This is a genomic window from Streptomyces sp. CNX435, from assembly GCF_059570575.1.
Genome location: NZ_JCANTA010000012.1, coordinates 122966 through 136898, shown reverse-complemented (window position 1 = coordinate 136898; position 13933 = coordinate 122966). Strand labels below are relative to the sequence as shown.

General features: G+C 72.2%; 16 protein-coding genes. 9 read left to right on the top strand and 7 right to left on the bottom strand.

Going from position 1 to position 13933, the window contains the following annotated elements; translation table 11 throughout:
* Positions 1-49: 49 nt before the first annotated feature.
* Genes T328_RS20885 through T328_RS20875 form a run of 3 tightly spaced genes read left to right on the top strand, consistent with a single transcriptional unit; the run spans position 50 to position 1348 of the window.
* Positions 50-937, top strand: coding sequence for a helix-turn-helix domain-containing protein (locus T328_RS20885; RefSeq protein WP_496497630.1), 888 nt, complete (start codon positions 50-52; stop codon positions 935-937).
* Positions 924-1157, top strand: coding sequence for a DUF397 domain-containing protein (locus T328_RS20880; RefSeq protein ID WP_496497629.1), 234 nt, complete (start codon positions 924-926; stop codon positions 1155-1157). Before T328_RS20885 ends, T328_RS20880 begins: the two co-directional genes overlap by 14 nt.
* Positions 1154-1348, top strand: coding sequence for a DUF397 domain-containing protein (locus T328_RS20875; RefSeq protein WP_496497628.1), 195 nt, complete (start codon positions 1154-1156; stop codon positions 1346-1348). Before T328_RS20880 ends, T328_RS20875 begins: the two co-directional genes overlap by 4 nt.
* A gap of 54 nt (positions 1349-1402) precedes the next feature.
* On the opposite strand, the gene galK is transcribed toward T328_RS20875, so the two are convergent.
* Genes galK through galT form a run of 3 tightly spaced genes read right to left on the bottom strand, consistent with a single transcriptional unit; the run spans position 1403 to position 4799 of the window.
* Complete coding sequence (galK, locus tag T328_RS20870) at positions 1403-2677, bottom strand: galactokinase (RefSeq protein ID WP_496497627.1); 1275 nt, start codon at positions 2675-2677, stop codon at positions 1403-1405.
* On the bottom strand, positions 2674-3714 hold the full coding sequence (gene galE, locus T328_RS20865) for a UDP-glucose 4-epimerase GalE (protein ID WP_496497626.1): 1041 nt from the start codon (positions 3712-3714) through the stop codon (positions 2674-2676). Before galE ends, galK begins: the two co-directional genes overlap by 4 nt.
* Complete coding sequence (galT, locus tag T328_RS20860; RefSeq protein WP_496497625.1) at positions 3711-4799, bottom strand: galactose-1-phosphate uridylyltransferase; 1089 nt, start codon at positions 4797-4799, stop codon at positions 3711-3713. Before galT ends, galE begins: the two co-directional genes overlap by 4 nt.
* A 265-nt stretch (positions 4800-5064) precedes the next feature.
* Between galT and T328_RS20855 the strand changes: the two genes are divergently transcribed.
* Together T328_RS20855 and T328_RS20850 are read left to right on the top strand one after the other, a co-directional pair.
* Positions 5065-6735: a sodium:solute symporter family protein gene (locus T328_RS20855; protein ID WP_496497624.1), complete on the top strand. Its 1671-nt coding sequence runs from the start codon at positions 5065-5067 to the stop codon at positions 6733-6735.
* A 9-nt stretch (positions 6736-6744) separates the two neighbouring features.
* Positions 6745-7086: a hypothetical protein gene (locus T328_RS20850; protein WP_496497623.1), complete on the top strand. Its 342-nt coding sequence runs from the start codon at positions 6745-6747 to the stop codon at positions 7084-7086.
* A gap of 68 nt (positions 7087-7154) precedes the next feature.
* Here the strand turns inward: T328_RS20850 and T328_RS20845 are convergent, their stop codons facing one another.
* The gene (locus tag T328_RS20845) at positions 7155-7850 is read right to left on the bottom strand and encodes a response regulator transcription factor (protein WP_496497622.1); all 696 of its coding nucleotides are present in this window, start codon (positions 7848-7850) and stop codon (positions 7155-7157) included.
* Between the two features lie 352 nt (positions 7851-8202).
* Here T328_RS20845 and T328_RS20840 point away from each other — a divergent pair, with 352 nt between their 5' ends.
* Positions 8203-9000, top strand: coding sequence for a response regulator transcription factor (locus T328_RS20840; protein WP_496497621.1), 798 nt, complete (start codon positions 8203-8205; stop codon positions 8998-9000).
* Between the two features lie 498 nt (positions 9001-9498).
* On the opposite strand, the gene T328_RS20835 is transcribed toward T328_RS20840, so the two are convergent.
* The gene (locus T328_RS20835; RefSeq protein ID WP_496497620.1) at positions 9499-9993 is read right to left on the bottom strand and encodes a MarR family winged helix-turn-helix transcriptional regulator; all 495 of its coding nucleotides are present in this window, start codon (positions 9991-9993) and stop codon (positions 9499-9501) included.
* A gap of 71 nt (positions 9994-10064) precedes the next feature.
* On the opposite strand from T328_RS20835, the gene T328_RS20830 reads away from it, so the two are divergent.
* The 3 genes from T328_RS20830 (at position 10065) to T328_RS20820 (ending at position 12019) form a co-directional block, all read left to right on the top strand.
* Positions 10065-10862 (top strand): trans-aconitate 2-methyltransferase, encoded by a 798-nt coding sequence (locus T328_RS20830; protein WP_496497619.1) that lies wholly within the window; start codon positions 10065-10067, stop codon positions 10860-10862.
* Entirely contained in the window at positions 10859-11218 is a 360-nt protein-coding gene (locus T328_RS20825) for a VOC family protein (RefSeq protein ID WP_496497618.1), read from the top strand. The genes T328_RS20830 and T328_RS20825 overlap by 4 nt, the downstream gene beginning before the upstream one ends.
* 168 nt (positions 11219-11386) lie before the next feature.
* Complete coding sequence (locus tag T328_RS20820) at positions 11387-12019, top strand: Uma2 family endonuclease (RefSeq protein WP_496497617.1); 633 nt, start codon at positions 11387-11389, stop codon at positions 12017-12019.
* 39 nt (positions 12020-12058) lie between these two features.
* Here T328_RS20820 and T328_RS20815 read toward each other — a convergent pair whose 3' ends face one another.
* Both T328_RS20815 and T328_RS20810 read right to left on the bottom strand, forming a co-directional pair.
* On the bottom strand, positions 12059-12661 hold the full coding sequence (locus T328_RS20815) for a TetR family transcriptional regulator (RefSeq protein ID WP_496497701.1): 603 nt from the start codon (positions 12659-12661) through the stop codon (positions 12059-12061).
* 88 nt (positions 12662-12749) lie between these two features.
* Positions 12750-13829 carry an acyl-CoA desaturase gene (locus tag T328_RS20810; protein WP_496497700.1) on the bottom strand — a complete coding sequence of 360 codons (1080 nt, stop codon included), beginning with the start codon at positions 13827-13829 and terminating at the stop codon, positions 12750-12752.
* Positions 13830-13933 lie beyond the last annotated feature (104 nt).

Genomic DNA, 13933 nt, shown 5'->3' with positions numbered 1-13933 from the left:
ATCGCGGGTATGAGAGCCCGTCAAACAGGGCTCGGAACTGGGGGAGACGATGAGGGAGAAGGTCAACGGCTCGACGGTGCCGCGCCGCCAACTCGGCCGTTACCTACGGGACTTACGGAACCAGGCGCGGCTGACCGTGCGCGCCGCCGCGCGCGAGATGGAGTGGTCAGAGGCGAAGATGTGGCGCATCGAAACAGGGCAAGGTCCGATGCGCAGTCTGGACGTCAAGGCGATGTGCACGGTCTACGGCGCTTCGCAGGAGATGACCGACGCCCTGATGGGCCTGGCCAAGGAGACCAAGGCGCGCGGGTGGTGGCACGCATACGGCGACGTGATCCCGGACGGGTTCGACGTGTACGTAGGCTTGGAGGATGCGGCGTCGAGGGCGTCCACGTACGAGAGTGACCTTGTGCCGGGGCTGCTCCAGACTGCGGAGTACGCGAGTGCCATTATGCGCGCGGATCAGCCGGACATCAGCGAGGAGGACCTCGACGGCCGGGTGCGGCTGCGCATCGACCGGCAGGCGCTGCTGACCCGGGCCACGAGGCCGCTGGAGTTCGAGGTGGCGCTGAGTGAGGCGGTCCTGCGCCGGCCGGTAGGCGGGCGCGAGGTGATGGCGGAGCAACTCGCGCATCTGGTCTATGTCGCCGAGCGGCCGAACGTCGCCATCCGGGTCGTGCCGTTCGCCGCGGGGATGCACCCCGGCGTTCTCACCGGCGCGTTCGTACTGCTGCGCTTTCCGCTCAACGGCGACGGAAGTGAGTCGGAGCCGCCCACGGTCTACGCTGACGGCTACACGGGGGGCCTGTACCTCGACAAGCCGCACGAGATCGAACAGTACGACCGGGCGTTCCGGGGCATCTGGGAAGTAGCACACGATGAGCAGGCGTCGCTGCGTCTGCTGGCTGAAGTGGCAGGGAGTTATGAGAAAGGGTGAGCTGCACAGCGCAGCGTGGTTCAAGTCCAGTTACAGCAACCAGAACGGCAACTGCGTCGAGGTGGCGTTCCGCCCCGGCGCGGTCGCCCTGCGGGACAGTAAGCAGCGCGGCTCTGGTCCGGTTCTGACCGCGACCCCTGAGGCGTGGCGGGCGTTCGTCGCGGGCGTGGCCCGCGGGGAGTTCGACGAGCCGGGGAACGCGGGAAGCGGCACACGATGAGCAGCGCAGCGTGGTTCAAGTCCAGTTACAGCAACGGGAACGGCAACTGCGTCGAGGTGGCGTTCCGCCCCGGCGCGGTCGCCCTGCGGGACAGTAAGCAGGGCGGCACGGGTCCCGTCCTGACCGCCACCCCCGAGGCGTGGCGGGCGTTCGTCGCGGGCGTGGCCCGCGGGGAGTTCGGCGAGCCGTAAGGGCTGTACACCCTGTCCCCGCCCGCCGTGCGCCGACGGGCGGGGACAGCCGTGTTACCGCAGCCGGCGTGCGCCCGCGCCGGGCACGGCGGCGAAGACCCGCGGGGGGCGGTAGTCCGCCGTGGCGAAGGCCGACTCGACGGCCTTGGCGACCGCGTCGGCCGCGTCCGTGTCGACCAGCACGATCGCCGAGCCGCCGAAGCCGCCGCCGGTCATGCGCGCGCCGAGCGCGCCCGCGGCGGCCGACGACTCGACGACCACGTCGAGTTCGGGGCAGGAGACGCGGAAGTCGTCGCGCAGCGAGGCGTGCCCGGCTAGCAGTACGGGACCGATGTCGCGGGTGCGGCCGGCGTCGAGCAGCGTGATGCACTCCTCGACGCGCCGGTCCTCGGTGACGACGTGCCGTACGAGCGGACGCACCGCCGGGTCCGTCAGCCGGGCCAGCGCGGCGTCCAGCTCCGCGTACGGCACGTCCCGCAGGGCAGGTACGCCCAGCTCCCGCGCCGCCGCCTCGCAGCCGGCGCGCCGCTCGGCGTACTCGCCGTCGCCCAGAGCGTGTTTGACCTGCGTGTCGACGACGAGCAGCGTCAGCCCCTCGGCGGCCAGGTCGAAGGGCACGGCGCGCTGCGTGAGGTCGCGGGTGTCGAGGTAGAGCACGTGGCCCGCGGTGCAGCACGCGGACGCCATCTGGTCCATGATCCCGCTGGGCACGCCGACGAAGTCGTTCTCGGCGTGCTGGCTGACCTGCGCCAGCCGTACGGGGTCGAGGCCGAGGCCGTACAGGTCGCTGAGCGCCAGCGCCGTGGAGACCTCCAGGGCCGCCGACGAGGACAGCCCGGCGCCCGTGGGGACCGTGCTCTCGTAGTGGAGGTCGGCGCCGCCGAAGTCCGCGAAGCCGGCGACGGTGCGGCGCAGCGCCCACACCACGCCTGCCGGGTACGCGGCCCAGCCGCCGCGGTCGCCGCCCACGGACACGGGGTCGATGCGGTCGACTTCCAGTTCCACCAGGCGGGAGCCGGCGTCGCCCGAGTGCAGCCGCAGCACGCCGTCGTCGCGGCGTCGGGCGGCGGCGAGGGTGGTGTGCGGGAGGGCGAGCGGCATGACGAAGCCGGCGTTGTAGTCGGTGTGCTCGCCGATGAGGTTGACGCGGCCGGGCGCGGCCCAGATCCCGGCGGGCCGCTCCCCGTACAACTCGGCGAAGGCCGCGGCGGTCGCCTCCACGGCCGTCGCCTCCGCGGCCGGAGCATCAGTGGCCGTCGCCTCCGAGCCCCGGCCGTCCGAGCCCCGGCCGTCCTTCCCCGCCGCCGTCGCCGTCTCTCCAGCCGTCATCGGTCCCCTCCGTCTTTCCCCGCGCCCGCGACCCGCCGTGCGAAGTCCCAGGCGTCCGACACGATTCCCGCCAGCTCCGTACGCGACGGCCGCCAGCCCAACTGCTCCTTCGCCGCCTCCGCCGACGCCACCAGCACCGCCGGGTCTCCCGCCCGCCGCGGCGCGACCACCTCGGGCACGGGGTGCCCCGTCACCCGGCGCACCGTCTCGACGACCTCGCGCACGGAGAAGCCCGCGCCGTTGCCGAGGTTGCAGATGCGGTGCTCGCCGGGGCGCACGGCGTCGAGCGCGAGCAGATGCGCCTCGGCGAGGTCGGCGACGTGGATGTAGTCGCGGACGCAGGTGCCGTCCGGGGTGGGGTAGTCGTCGCCGAAGACGGAGATCGACTCGCGCCGCCCCAGGGCGACCTGGAGCACCAGCGGGATGAGGTGCGACTCGGGGTCGTGGCGCTCGCCGTACGGGCCGCCGCCCTCCGGCGGGAAGTAGGCGCCCGCGACGTTGAAGTAGCGCAGCGACGCGGCGGCCAGCCCGTGGGCGTGGCACTCGCCGCCGATCATCTGGTCGACGGCGAGCTTGGAGGCCCCGTACGGGTTGGTCGGCGCGGTGACGGCGTCCTCGGTGATCGGCACGGACTCCGGCTCGCCGTAGGTGGCGGCGGTGGAGGAGAACACCAGCCGGCGCACGCCCGCGTCGCGCATCGCGGCCAGCAGCTCCAGCGTGCCGCCGACGTTGTTGCGCCAGTACTTCTCGGGGTGCGCGACGGACTCTCCGACCTGCGACGAGGCGGCGAAGTGCAGCACGCCGTCGTACGAGGAGTCCAGCCACTTCGCGGCGTGCTGGATCCGGTCCTCGACGAACTCGGCGCCCTCCGGCACCCCGTCGCGGAACCCGGTCGTCAGGTCGTCGACCACCGTCACCCGGTGCCCGGCGGCCAGCAGATGCGCCGCGACGACGCTCCCCACGTACCCGGCCCCGCCGGTCACCAGATACTTCCGGCCACCCCCGGCACCGTCGCCCCCGCCTGCGTTCCCACTCACGTGCTGGCTACCTCTCGCAGTCGTTCCGCCGCCCGCTCCGGCGGCACATCGGTGACAAAGGCGTCCATCGCGGACTCCGAGCCCGCCAGGTACTTCAATTTGCCCGGGCTGCGCCGGATCGTGAACAGCTCCAGGTGCAGAGCGTAGTCATCGCGCCCCGCCGCCCGCACCGGTGCCTGGTGCCAGGCCGAGATGTACGGCGTCGGCGGCTCGTCCGGGCCGAAGATGCGGTCGAATCTGCGCAGGAGTTCGAGGTAGACCTCCGGGAACTCCGCCCGCGCCGCGTCGCCCAGCGCCGGCAGGTCCGGCACACGCCGCCGCGGGTAGAGGTGCACCTCGTACGGCCAGTGCGCGGCGTACGGCACGAACGCCACCCAGTGCGCCGCCTGCAGCACCACCCGCGTTCCGGCCGCGCTCTCGGCGTCGACGACGGCGTCGAAGAGGTTCTCGCCCGTCTCCGCCCGGTGCCGGGAGACGCACCGCATCATCTGCGCGGTACGCGGCGTGGCGTACGGGTACGCGTAGATCTGGCCGTGCGGGTGGCCGAGGGTGACGCCGATCTCCTCGCCGCGGTTCTCGAAGCAGAAGACCTGCTCGACGCCGGGGAGTTCGGCCAGGTCGGCGGAGCGGTCGGTCCATGCCTCCAGCACCAGCGCGGCCTGGCCGGGGGAGAGGTCGGCGAAGGAGGCGTCGTGGTCGGAGGTGAAGCAGACGACCTCGCAGCGCCCGGCGCCCGGTGCGCTGACGAACGGCGGCTCGCCGGTCACCGGTCCGGGCCCCCCGGTCAGCGAGGGGAAGCGGTTCTCGAAGACGGCGACCTCGTAGTCGTCGGCGGGGATCTCGCTCAACCGCCCGTTTCTGGAGGGGCACAGCGGGCACTCGTCGGCCGGCGGGCGGTACGTACGGCCCTGGCGGTGTGAGGCGATGACCACCCACTCGCCGCGCAGCGGGTCGAAGCGCGCCTCCGAGGCGGTGCGCGTCCGCTCCAGGGGGCGGCGGTCCGCCGCGTCCCGGACGGCGTCGTCACGCGCGTCGAAGTAGATCAGCTCGCGCCCGTCCGCGAGCCGCGTGTGCGTCTTCTTCACTGGAGCCTCTTCCTCGGCCCTGGCCTGCCCTGCCTGCCGGTCGTCACGGTCCGGTTGTTGCTCAAACACAATCGAACACAATGAACCACAAGCCAACAGGCGAGTCAACGCCGGAGCGTCGCTTACTCCGAATTGTCCCTTATCGGACATTCTGGGTGCGAGACCCAACAGGCAAGCAAACAGTCCCCACAGAAGCATTCGGAAACCAACGTCACCGTCTTGCTTCGCCTTCCGAAGGCATCACGCAACGAAGCGGACCTGAACCATGCACCCACAAGCGGCAGAACTGCGGCTGGAGACCAACGCCCTCGACTACGTGATCATGGCCATGTACTTCGCCGTCGTGCTCGGCATCGGGTTCCTGGCCCGGCGAAGCGTCAGGACCAGCCTCGACTTCTTCCTCTCCGGGCGCTCCATGCCCGCCTGGATCACCGGACTGGCGTTCATCTCCGCCAACCTCGGCGCCACCGAGATCCTCGGCATAGCCGCCAACAGCGCCCAGTACGGCGTCTACACCACCCACTGGTACTGGATCGGCGCCATCCCGGCCATGGTCTTCCTCGGCCTGGTGATGATGCCCTTCTACTACGGCTCGAAGGTCCGGTCGGTGCCGGAGTTCCTGCTGTACCGCTACGACCGCGGCGCACACCTGCTCAGCTCGGTGCTCTTCTCGTTCGCCGCCGTGCTCATCGCCGGCGTCAACCTCTACGCCATGGCCATCGTCGTCGAGGCGCTGCTCGGCTGGCCGGAGTGGGTCGCGATCGCCGTCTCCGCCGCCGTCGTGCTCGTCTACATCACCCTCGGCGGACTCTCCTCGGCGGTCTACAACGAGGTACTGCAGTTCTTCGTCATCATCGCGGCCCTGCTGCCGCTGACGATCCTCGCGCTCAAGCGCGTCGGCGGCTGGGACGGCCTCAGCGACACCCTGACCGAGTTCCGCGGCGGCGACTTCGTGACCGCCTGGGGCGGCACCGGCATCGGCAGCGACAACCCGCTCGGCGCCAACTGGCTGACCATCGTCCTCGGCCTCGGCTTCGTCCTCAGCTTCGGCTACTGGACGACCAACTTCGCCGAGGTGCAGCGCGCGCTGTCGGCCAGGAACCTCTCCGCCGCGCAGCGCACGCCGCTCATCGGCGCGTACCCGAAGATCTTCGTCGTCTTTCTGGTGATGATCCCCGGCCTGGTAGCGGCGGCCCTGGTGCCGGAGATCGGCACGTCCGGCTCGGACCTGACGTACAACGACTCGATCCCGTACCTCATGGAGCAACTGCTGCCCAACGGCGTCCTGGGCATCGCCGTCACCGGCCTGCTGGCGGCGTTCATGGCGGGCATGGCGGCGAACGTCTCCTCGTTCAACACCGTGTTCACCACGGACATCTGGGAGCCGTACGTCAGACCGGGCCGGACGGACGCGTACTACCTGCGGTTCGGGCGGATCATCACCGTGATCGGGGTGGCGGCCAGCGTCGGCACGGCGTTCATCGCGTCCAGCTTCAGCAACATCATGAGCTATCTGCAGACGCTGTTCTCCTTCTTCAACGTGCCGATGTTCGTCGTCTTCATCATCGGCATGTTCTGGAAGCGCACGTCCGAGAAGGCCGGCTTCTGGGGGCTGCTCGTCGGCACGGTCGCCGCGATGCTCAACTACTTCTGGATCTACAAGCAGGACGTCATCAGCATCCCCAGCGACCAGGGCGCCAACTTCGTCTCGGCGATCGTCGGCTTCGTCGCCGGCGCGGTCGCGATGCTGATCGTCACCTCGTTCACCCGGCCCAAGTCCCCCGAGCAGCTCGCGGGCCTGGTCTACGGCACCCGCTCCCCGGGCATGTCCGAACCCCCCGCCGAGGGGGACGACGCCTGGTACCGCAGCCCGGCCCTGCTGGGCTGGGGCGCGATCGTCCTGGCCGCCCTGTGCTACGTCCCCTTCTCCTTCTAGGAGCGCACCATGAGCGACCCCCACGAGCCCCCGGACACCGGTGAGCTGGCGCACACGGTCGAGGAGCTGGAGCGGAAGTCGGCGACGGCCAGCAGGCTGTTCGACGTACGGCGGCTCATCGGCGGGCTGTTCGTCGTGTACGGCGTGATCCTCGTGATCGTCGGCGCGTTCGACTCCGCCGCGGAGATCGCGAAGGCGGAGGACGTGCGCATCAACCTGTGGACGGGGCTGGGGATGCTGGCGCTGGGGCTGTTCTTCCTGGCGTGGCAGCTGATGCGGCCGATGCGGCCGCCGTCGGCGGAGGAACTGGCGGAGGCGATGGAGGGAGGGGACCGGCCGGAGGGCCACTGACCCGTACGAGACCGTCGTACGAACGCGCCGTACGAACGCGAACGCGTCGTACGAGTACGCCCCCGCCTCTACGAGCCCCCGCCGCCGTCCACCGCCGGGCGGGCGGCGGCGCGGTCCAGCAGCCCCGTACGGGCCGCCAGCGCCGCCGCTTCAAGCCGTGAACCCACCCCGAGCTTCATCAGCACCCGCTGCACGTGCGTACGGGCCGTGCTCGCCGCGATCCGCATCCCCTCGGCGATCAGCCGCGTGTCCTCGCCCTCCGCCACCCGGACCAGCACCTCGACCTCCCGCGGGGTCAGCAGCTGCAGCAGCCTGGCGCCCTCGTCGTCCGGCTCCGCCGCCGGGTTGAGCAGCTCCGTGAACGCGCTCTGCAGCAGCTGCGGCGCCACCGCCGCCTCCCCGGCCCGCGCCTTGACCAGCGCCCGCTCCACGCCCTCGATGCGCTCGTCGTGCCGTACGTAACCGGAGGCGCCCGCGGCGAACGCGGCCGCTATACCCCGCGGGTTCGGCACCGGGCCGAGCACCACCACCGCTATCTGCGGCCGTTCCCGCTTGATCCGCAGCACCGGGTCGAACGCCCCGGGCGCGGCCGGGGCCGCCGTGCCCAGCAGGCACACCTCAGGTCCTCTGCTCACCACCAGCTCCGCGGCGCCCGCCGTGGGTGCGGCCGCGGCCAGCACTCGGTGCCCGCGCAGCTTGAGCGCGGACGCGAGAGCCTCGGCGAGCAGGCGGTGCTCGTCGACCACGATCAGCCGAACGGCCATCTCGCCCTCCCCCCGGGTCCATTGCCCCGGCAACGTACAGCCTTACCGCCCCCGTGCCCGCCGGAACACCGGAATCCATCCCCAACGGGGCCGTATCCGGCCGGTTTCTACGCCGCGTGGCGAACTCGCCACGGAAAGTTGGCCGTTGGGCTTCCCCTGTCGGTCCCGCGCCCTACGCTGTGGGGGGGGCAGCACCGGTGGGGGCCGGTGCCGTTCAGGGGTCGAGACCGTGGGTACGGCGCCTGGGGCGGGGTAGCTATGGGACGCGGCGGCGGCCGCAGCTCGTGCAGGTGCTCCACGCTCCGTGCGCCGTATCCCGCGAGTTCTGGTTGTCCGCGACATGGGGGTGTCCGTGGTTCGAATCCGGGTCCTGGTGGCCGATGGCCACCGCGTGTTCGCCGAGTCGCTGGCCGCGGCGCTGGCAGCCGAGCCGGATGTCGACGTGCTGCCGGCCGGCAGCGGTCAGGCGGCGCTGCGCTCGCTGGAGCGGGCCGCCGCGGAGGGCCGCCGGTTCGACGTGTTCCTGGTCGACGCCGACCTCGACCGGGACGTGCCCGCGGCGGCCCCGGTGCCCGCACCCGCGCAGGCGGTCGCGGGGAACGGCTCGTCGGCCGGTGCGACCGGTGCGACCGGTGGCGCCGGTGCACCGGGCGGCATATCGCTCACGGCGCGCGTCCGCGCGGCGCACCCGCAGACGCGCACGGTGATGCTCGCGGCCCGCGACGACCCGGCGCGGGCGGCGGCGGCGCTGCAGGCCGGGGCGTTCGGCTGGGTCGCCAAGGACAGCTCGCTGTCCCGGCTGCTGGCAGTGATCCGGGGCGTGCTGCGCGGTGAGACGCATCTGCCGCCCGCGCTGCTCACCGGCGTGCTGCGGGAGCTGACGGCGGCCCGGGAGCACCGTACGGAGAGCGAGCAGCTGGTCGAGTCGCTGACCCCGCGGGAGCACGAGGTGCTGCGCTGCATGGTCGCCGGCCTGGGCCGCAAGGCGGTCGCCGAGCGGCTGTACCTGTCGCCGCACACGGTCCGTACGCACATGCAGAACGTGCTCGGCAAGCTGGGGGTGCACTCGACGCTGGCCGCGGTCGCACTGGCCCGCCGCGCGGGCGTGGGCCCGGTGGACCTGGGCGAACCGGCCCGGGTGGGCGGCTAGCGGGGCGGCACCGGGGGCGGCTGCCGCCGCGGCACCGGGTGGCGGCCACGGGCGTACGGGGCAGCCCGGGGGAACCGAGCCGCACGGGGCGACCCGGGCCCGCGGTGCCGGGGCCGTGCTGCCGCAAGCGCGTGCGGAGCCCACGTCGGGTGGTCGCGTGCGGGAGAGTGCGGACGATTCCGGCTGAGCCGCCCGCGGGGGTTGCCCGCGTGCGGCGTCGGTCTCGGCTGGCGTCGGTGGCGTACGGGGCGGCCCGGGGGACCTGGCCGCACGGGGCGACCCGGGCCCGCGGTGCCGGGCCCACGGTGCCCGAGCGCATGCGGGCGCGTGCGGACGATCCCGGCCGGGTCGCCCGCGGGGCTGCCGCGGGCCGTCAGTCCTGCGCCGGGTCATGGGTCCATCCGGCTGAGCCGCTCGCAGGGCTGTCGCGTGCTCAGCGCTGGTGCCGTGACCGGCCGGCGATTCCGGCCGCGCCGCCCGCAGGGCAACCTGCAGGGCTTACGGCACGTTGTCGAACGGCGCCGTCAGCTGACGCAGCAGTCCCGCCAGCTCCCGGCGCCGCTCTGGCGGCAGCTCCGCGAGGATCGCCCGCTCCTGGGCCAGCAGCGCCGCCAGCGCCGCGTCCGCGCGCTCCCGGCCCTCCGCGGTGAGCCGCACCAGCACCCCGCGCCGGTCGCTGGGGTCCGGCAGCCGCTCGACGAGGTCCTTCTTCGCCAGCCGGTCGATGCGGTTGGTCATGGTCCCGGAGGTCACCAGGGTCTGGGTGAGGAGCTGGCCGGGGGAGAGCTGGTACGGGTCGCCGGCCCGGCGCAGCGCGGTCAGGACGTCGAACTCCCATCCCTCCAGGCCGTGTTCCGCGAACGCCAGCCGTCGCGCCCGGTCCAGGTGGCGGGCCAGCCGGCTCACCCGGCTCAGCACCTCCAGCGGCTCCACGTCGAGGTCGGGGCGCTCCCGGCGCCACGCCGCGACCAGCCGGTCCACCTCGTCCCGCATGCGATCAGTGTAGTCGGTCTGTCGACATGAAGTCTCTTGACATCGAGATACATCGGCGGAACCCTGGTCCCATGACCTCACCCTCCTGGGACCCGCAGCAGTACCTGCGCCACGAGGGGCCCCGCACCCGCCCCCTCGCGGACCTCCTCGCCCGCGTCGGCGAACTACCGCACCGCCCCGCCCGCATCGCCGACATCGGCTGCGGCACCGGCAACGGCACCGCGCTGCTCGCCGCCCGCTGGCCCACCGCCCACCTCACCGGGTACGACAGCTCGCCCAGCATGCTCCGCACCGCCGCCGCGCACGCCGGCCCCACCCCCGGCGGGGGCCGGATCGACTTCGCCCACGCCGACCTCGCCGACTGGACGCCGGAGCCCGGGACGTACGACCTGATCCTCGGCAACGCCGTGCTGCAGTGGGTGCCCGACCACTGGGAGCACTTCCCCCGCTGGCTCGCCGGCCTCACGCCCGGCGGCACCTTCGCCTTCCAGGTCCCCGGCAACTTCGACGCCCCCAGCCACGCCCTGATGCGCCAGCTCACCCGCGACCCGCGCTGGCGCGAGCGGCTGCACGGCGTCCTGCGCGACCAGCCGGTGCTGCAGCCCGTCGCGTATCTGGAGCTGCTCTACGACCTCGGCTGCGCCGCCGACGCCTGGGAGACCACGTACACCCACCTCCTGCCCGGCACCGACCCGGTGCTGGACTGGGTGACCGGCACCGGCCTGCGCCCCGTCCTCGACGCCCTCGGCGACGAGGCCGACGCCTTCGTCACCGCCTACGCCGCCCTCCTGCGCACCGCCTACCCCCCGGGCCCGCACGGCACCCCGTTCCCGTTCCGCCGCATCTTCGCGCTGGGAGTCACCTCATGATCATCGGACTCGACCACGTCCAGCTCGCCGTCCCCGCCGGCGCCGAGGAACTGCTGCGCATCTTCTACGGCGACGTGCTCGGCATGACCGAGGTGCCCAAGCCGCCGGTGCTGGCCGCCCGCGGCGGCTGCTGGTTCACCTCCGGCGACGTCGTGCTGCACCTGGGCGTCGAGCAGGACTTCCGCCCGGCCCGCAAGGCGCACCCCGCGCTCGTCGTGGACGACCTCGACGCGCTGGCCCGCCGGCTGGCCGTCCGCGGCCACGACGTGACCTGGGCCGACGGCGAGATCCCGGGCGTACGGCGCTTCCACACCGCCGACCCGTTCGGCAACCGGCTGGAGTTCCAGGCCGGCTGAGTCGCCCTGCCCCTGCCCGGTGGCTCCCGCGGGAGGTGGGGAAGAAATCGCCCGGTCGGGTGATGATCTGATGAACCGCAGGCCGGTCGCGAGATCGCCGATAGCGTCGCGTAGTCGCTTGTGCCACTGCGACGCCCGTGCCCACACTGGGGAAGGAGGTGCTTCACGATGACTGCTCTCGCCCATGAGCCCTTGCCCGTCGCTCCCGAGGAGGAGCCCGAGCCGGGTCCCGGCCTCGACGAGGTCCTGTGGGACGCGTGGAAGGCCATGGAGCTCCCGGAGGGCTACAGGGCGGAGATCATCGAGGGGTCCATCGAGGTGTCACCCACAGGCCGCCGCCGTCACGCGGTCGTCATCAACCGCCTCCGCCGTGCGCTTGACGCGTACCTCGCCGATGGTGACCACGCCGCCTACCAGGACGGCAACGTCATCCACGGCCGCACGGTCCTTATCCCGGACCTCTTCGTCGCCCCGGACGACCTCGACGAGATCCCCGACGAGGAAGACCTCGGCGTCGACGCCGCCGGCGTCGCCCTCGTCGTGGAGATGACCTCCCCCGGCCGGCGGAACCTCGACCGGGACCGCTTGCGCAAGCGCCGCGCCTACGCCCGGGCGGGCATCCCCGTCTACGTCGTCGTCGATGACTTCGACGGCGAGGGCACCGTGGTCGTGCTCAGCGCACCCAAGCCGGGCAAGGGCGCCTACGCGGAGGAGCACCGGGTGTCGTACGGCACGGACGCCGTCATCCCGGAGGGCCCGGCCAAGGGCCTTGTCATCGGCGACGACATCACCCGGCGCTGAACACGCCTCCCCGGCCCGTCCGCCGCAGGTCGCCCCCGGCTACGCCCGCCGGTGGCCTATCAGCCGGGGCTTGGCCTCCATGTTGCCCAGGCCGTGCCAGGCCAGGTTCACCAGATGCGCCGCGACCTCCGCCTTCTTCGGCTTGCGCACGTCCAGCCACCACTGCCCGGTCAGCGCCACCATCCCCACCAGCGCCTGCGCGTACAGCGGCGCCAGCTTCGGATCGAACCCCCGCGACTTGAACTCCAGCCCCAGGATGTCCTCCACCTGAGTGGCGATGTCGCTGATCAGCGAGGCGAACGAACCGTGCGACTGGGCCACCGGAGAGTCCCGGACCATGATGCGGAAGCCGTCGGTGTACTCGTCGATGTAGTCCAGCAGCGCGAACGCCGCCTGCTCCAGCAGCTCCCGCGGATGCCCCGCGGTCAGCGCGCTCGCCACCATGTCGAGGAGTTGCCGCACCTCCCGGTCGACGACGACCGCGTACAGCCCCTCCTTGCCCCCGAAGTGCTCGTACACCACCGGCTTGGACACGCCCGCCTTCGACGCGATCTCCTCCACCGACGTCGCCTCGAAGCCGCGCGCCGCGAACAGCGTGCGCCCCACGTCGACGAGCTGCTCGCGGCGCTCCTTGCCCGTCATCCGCCGCCGGGTACGGCGCGGCGGCTTCCCTTCGCCGCCGTCGCCGCTGTTGCCCGTGCTGCTCTTACCGCCGGTAGCCACGGCTCCATCATGCCGCGTCGGCGGCGGCCTCCTCACGCCGGGCCGCCCCGGCGGCCGTGCCCTGGCCGGCGCCCCGGCCGGCGCCCTCGTCCGCGCCTTCGCCCGCGCTCTTGCCGGGGTCGTCGTCCTTCGCCCGCTTCGCGTCGATACGGGACTGGGTCGGCCAGCGCACGTCGTACGCCCAGCCCAGCTTCTCGAACCAGCGGATGATCCGGGCACTGGAGTCGATCTGGCCCTTCATCACACCGTGCCGGGCGCAGGTCGGGTCCGCGTGGTGCAGGTTGTGCCACGACTCGCCGCCGGACAGGACCGCCAGCCACCACACGTTCCCCGAGCGGTCCCGGGACTTGAACGGACGCTTGCCGACCGCGTGGCAGATCGAGTTGATCGACCACGTGACGTGGTGCAGCAGCGCCACCCGTACCAGCGACGCCCAGAAGAACGCCGACAGCGCGCCCTGCCACGACCAGGTGACCAGCCCGCCGACCAGCGGCGGGAAGAGCAGCGACACCGTCGTCCACAGCACGAACTGACGCGACACCCGGCGGATCGCCGTGTCCTTGATCAGGTCGGGCGCGTACTTGTTCTGCGGCGTCTGCTCCTCGTCGAACAGCCAGCCGATGTGCGCCCACCACAGGCCCTTCATCAGCGCCGGGACGGTCTCGCCGAACCGCCAGGGGGAGTGCGGGTCGCCCTCGGCGTCGGAGAACTTGTGGTGCCTGCGGTGGTCCGCGACCCAGCGCACGACCGGGCCCTCGACCGCCATCGACCCGGCGATCGCCAGCGCCACCCGCAGCGGCTTCTTCGCCTTGAACGAGCCGTGTGTGAAGTGCCGGTGGAACCCGACGGTCACCCCGTGCAGGCTGAGGAAGTACATGAACGTCATCAGCCCGAGGTCGAGCCAGTCCACCCCCCAGCCCCAGACCAGCGGGATCGCCGCGACCAGCGCGACGAACGGCACGACGATGAAGGCCAGCAGCGTGATCTGCTCGATCGACCTCTTGTTCTCACTGCCGAGTGTCGCGGACTCGGCGGGGACCGCGGCCGAGCGTGGCTGCTCGTCGATCACATCGGGCGTGGACGGCATGGGCATCCCTCGGAGGCTGGGGGGACATGGACTGGGGACTATCGGCCAGAGGCTACGGTCCCGTAACCTACGTTGGCGTAAGTATGGCATGCCTCAGTTACGGG

What these genes read in the sequence shown, in the direction of transcription:
- T328_RS20885 (WP_496497630.1), top strand. Translation starts at nt 50, where the DNA reads ATGAGGGAGAAGGTCAACGGCTCGACGGTGCCGCGCCGCCAACTCGGC.
- T328_RS20880 (WP_496497629.1), top strand. Translation starts at nt 924, where the DNA reads ATGAGAAAGGGTGAGCTGCACAGCGCAGCGTGGTTCAAGTCCAGTTAC.
- T328_RS20875 (WP_496497628.1), top strand. Translation starts at nt 1,154, where the DNA reads ATGAGCAGCGCAGCGTGGTTCAAGTCCAGTTACAGCAACGGGAACGGC.
- galK (WP_496497627.1), bottom strand. Translation starts at nt 2,677, where the DNA reads ATGACGGCTGGAGAGACGGCGACGGCGGCGGGGAAGGACGGCCGGGGC.
- T328_RS20855 (WP_496497624.1), top strand. Translation starts at nt 5,065, where the DNA reads ATGCACCCACAAGCGGCAGAACTGCGGCTGGAGACCAACGCCCTCGAC.
- T328_RS20850 (WP_496497623.1), top strand. Translation starts at nt 6,745, where the DNA reads ATGAGCGACCCCCACGAGCCCCCGGACACCGGTGAGCTGGCGCACACG.
- T328_RS20845 (WP_496497622.1), bottom strand. Translation starts at nt 7,850, where the DNA reads ATGGCCGTTCGGCTGATCGTGGTCGACGAGCACCGCCTGCTCGCCGAG.
- T328_RS20835 (WP_496497620.1), bottom strand. Translation starts at nt 9,993, where the DNA reads ATGCGGGACGAGGTGGACCGGCTGGTCGCGGCGTGGCGCCGGGAGCGC.
- T328_RS20830 (WP_496497619.1), top strand. Translation starts at nt 10,065, where the DNA reads ATGACCTCACCCTCCTGGGACCCGCAGCAGTACCTGCGCCACGAGGGG.
- T328_RS20825 (WP_496497618.1), top strand. Translation starts at nt 10,859, where the DNA reads ATGATCATCGGACTCGACCACGTCCAGCTCGCCGTCCCCGCCGGCGCC.
- T328_RS20820 (WP_496497617.1), top strand. Translation starts at nt 11,387, where the DNA reads ATGACTGCTCTCGCCCATGAGCCCTTGCCCGTCGCTCCCGAGGAGGAG.
- T328_RS20815 (WP_496497701.1), bottom strand. Translation starts at nt 12,661, where the DNA reads ATGACGGGCAAGGAGCGCCGCGAGCAGCTCGTCGACGTGGGGCGCACG.
- T328_RS20810 (WP_496497700.1), bottom strand. Translation starts at nt 13,829, where the DNA reads ATGCCGTCCACGCCCGATGTGATCGACGAGCAGCCACGCTCGGCCGCG.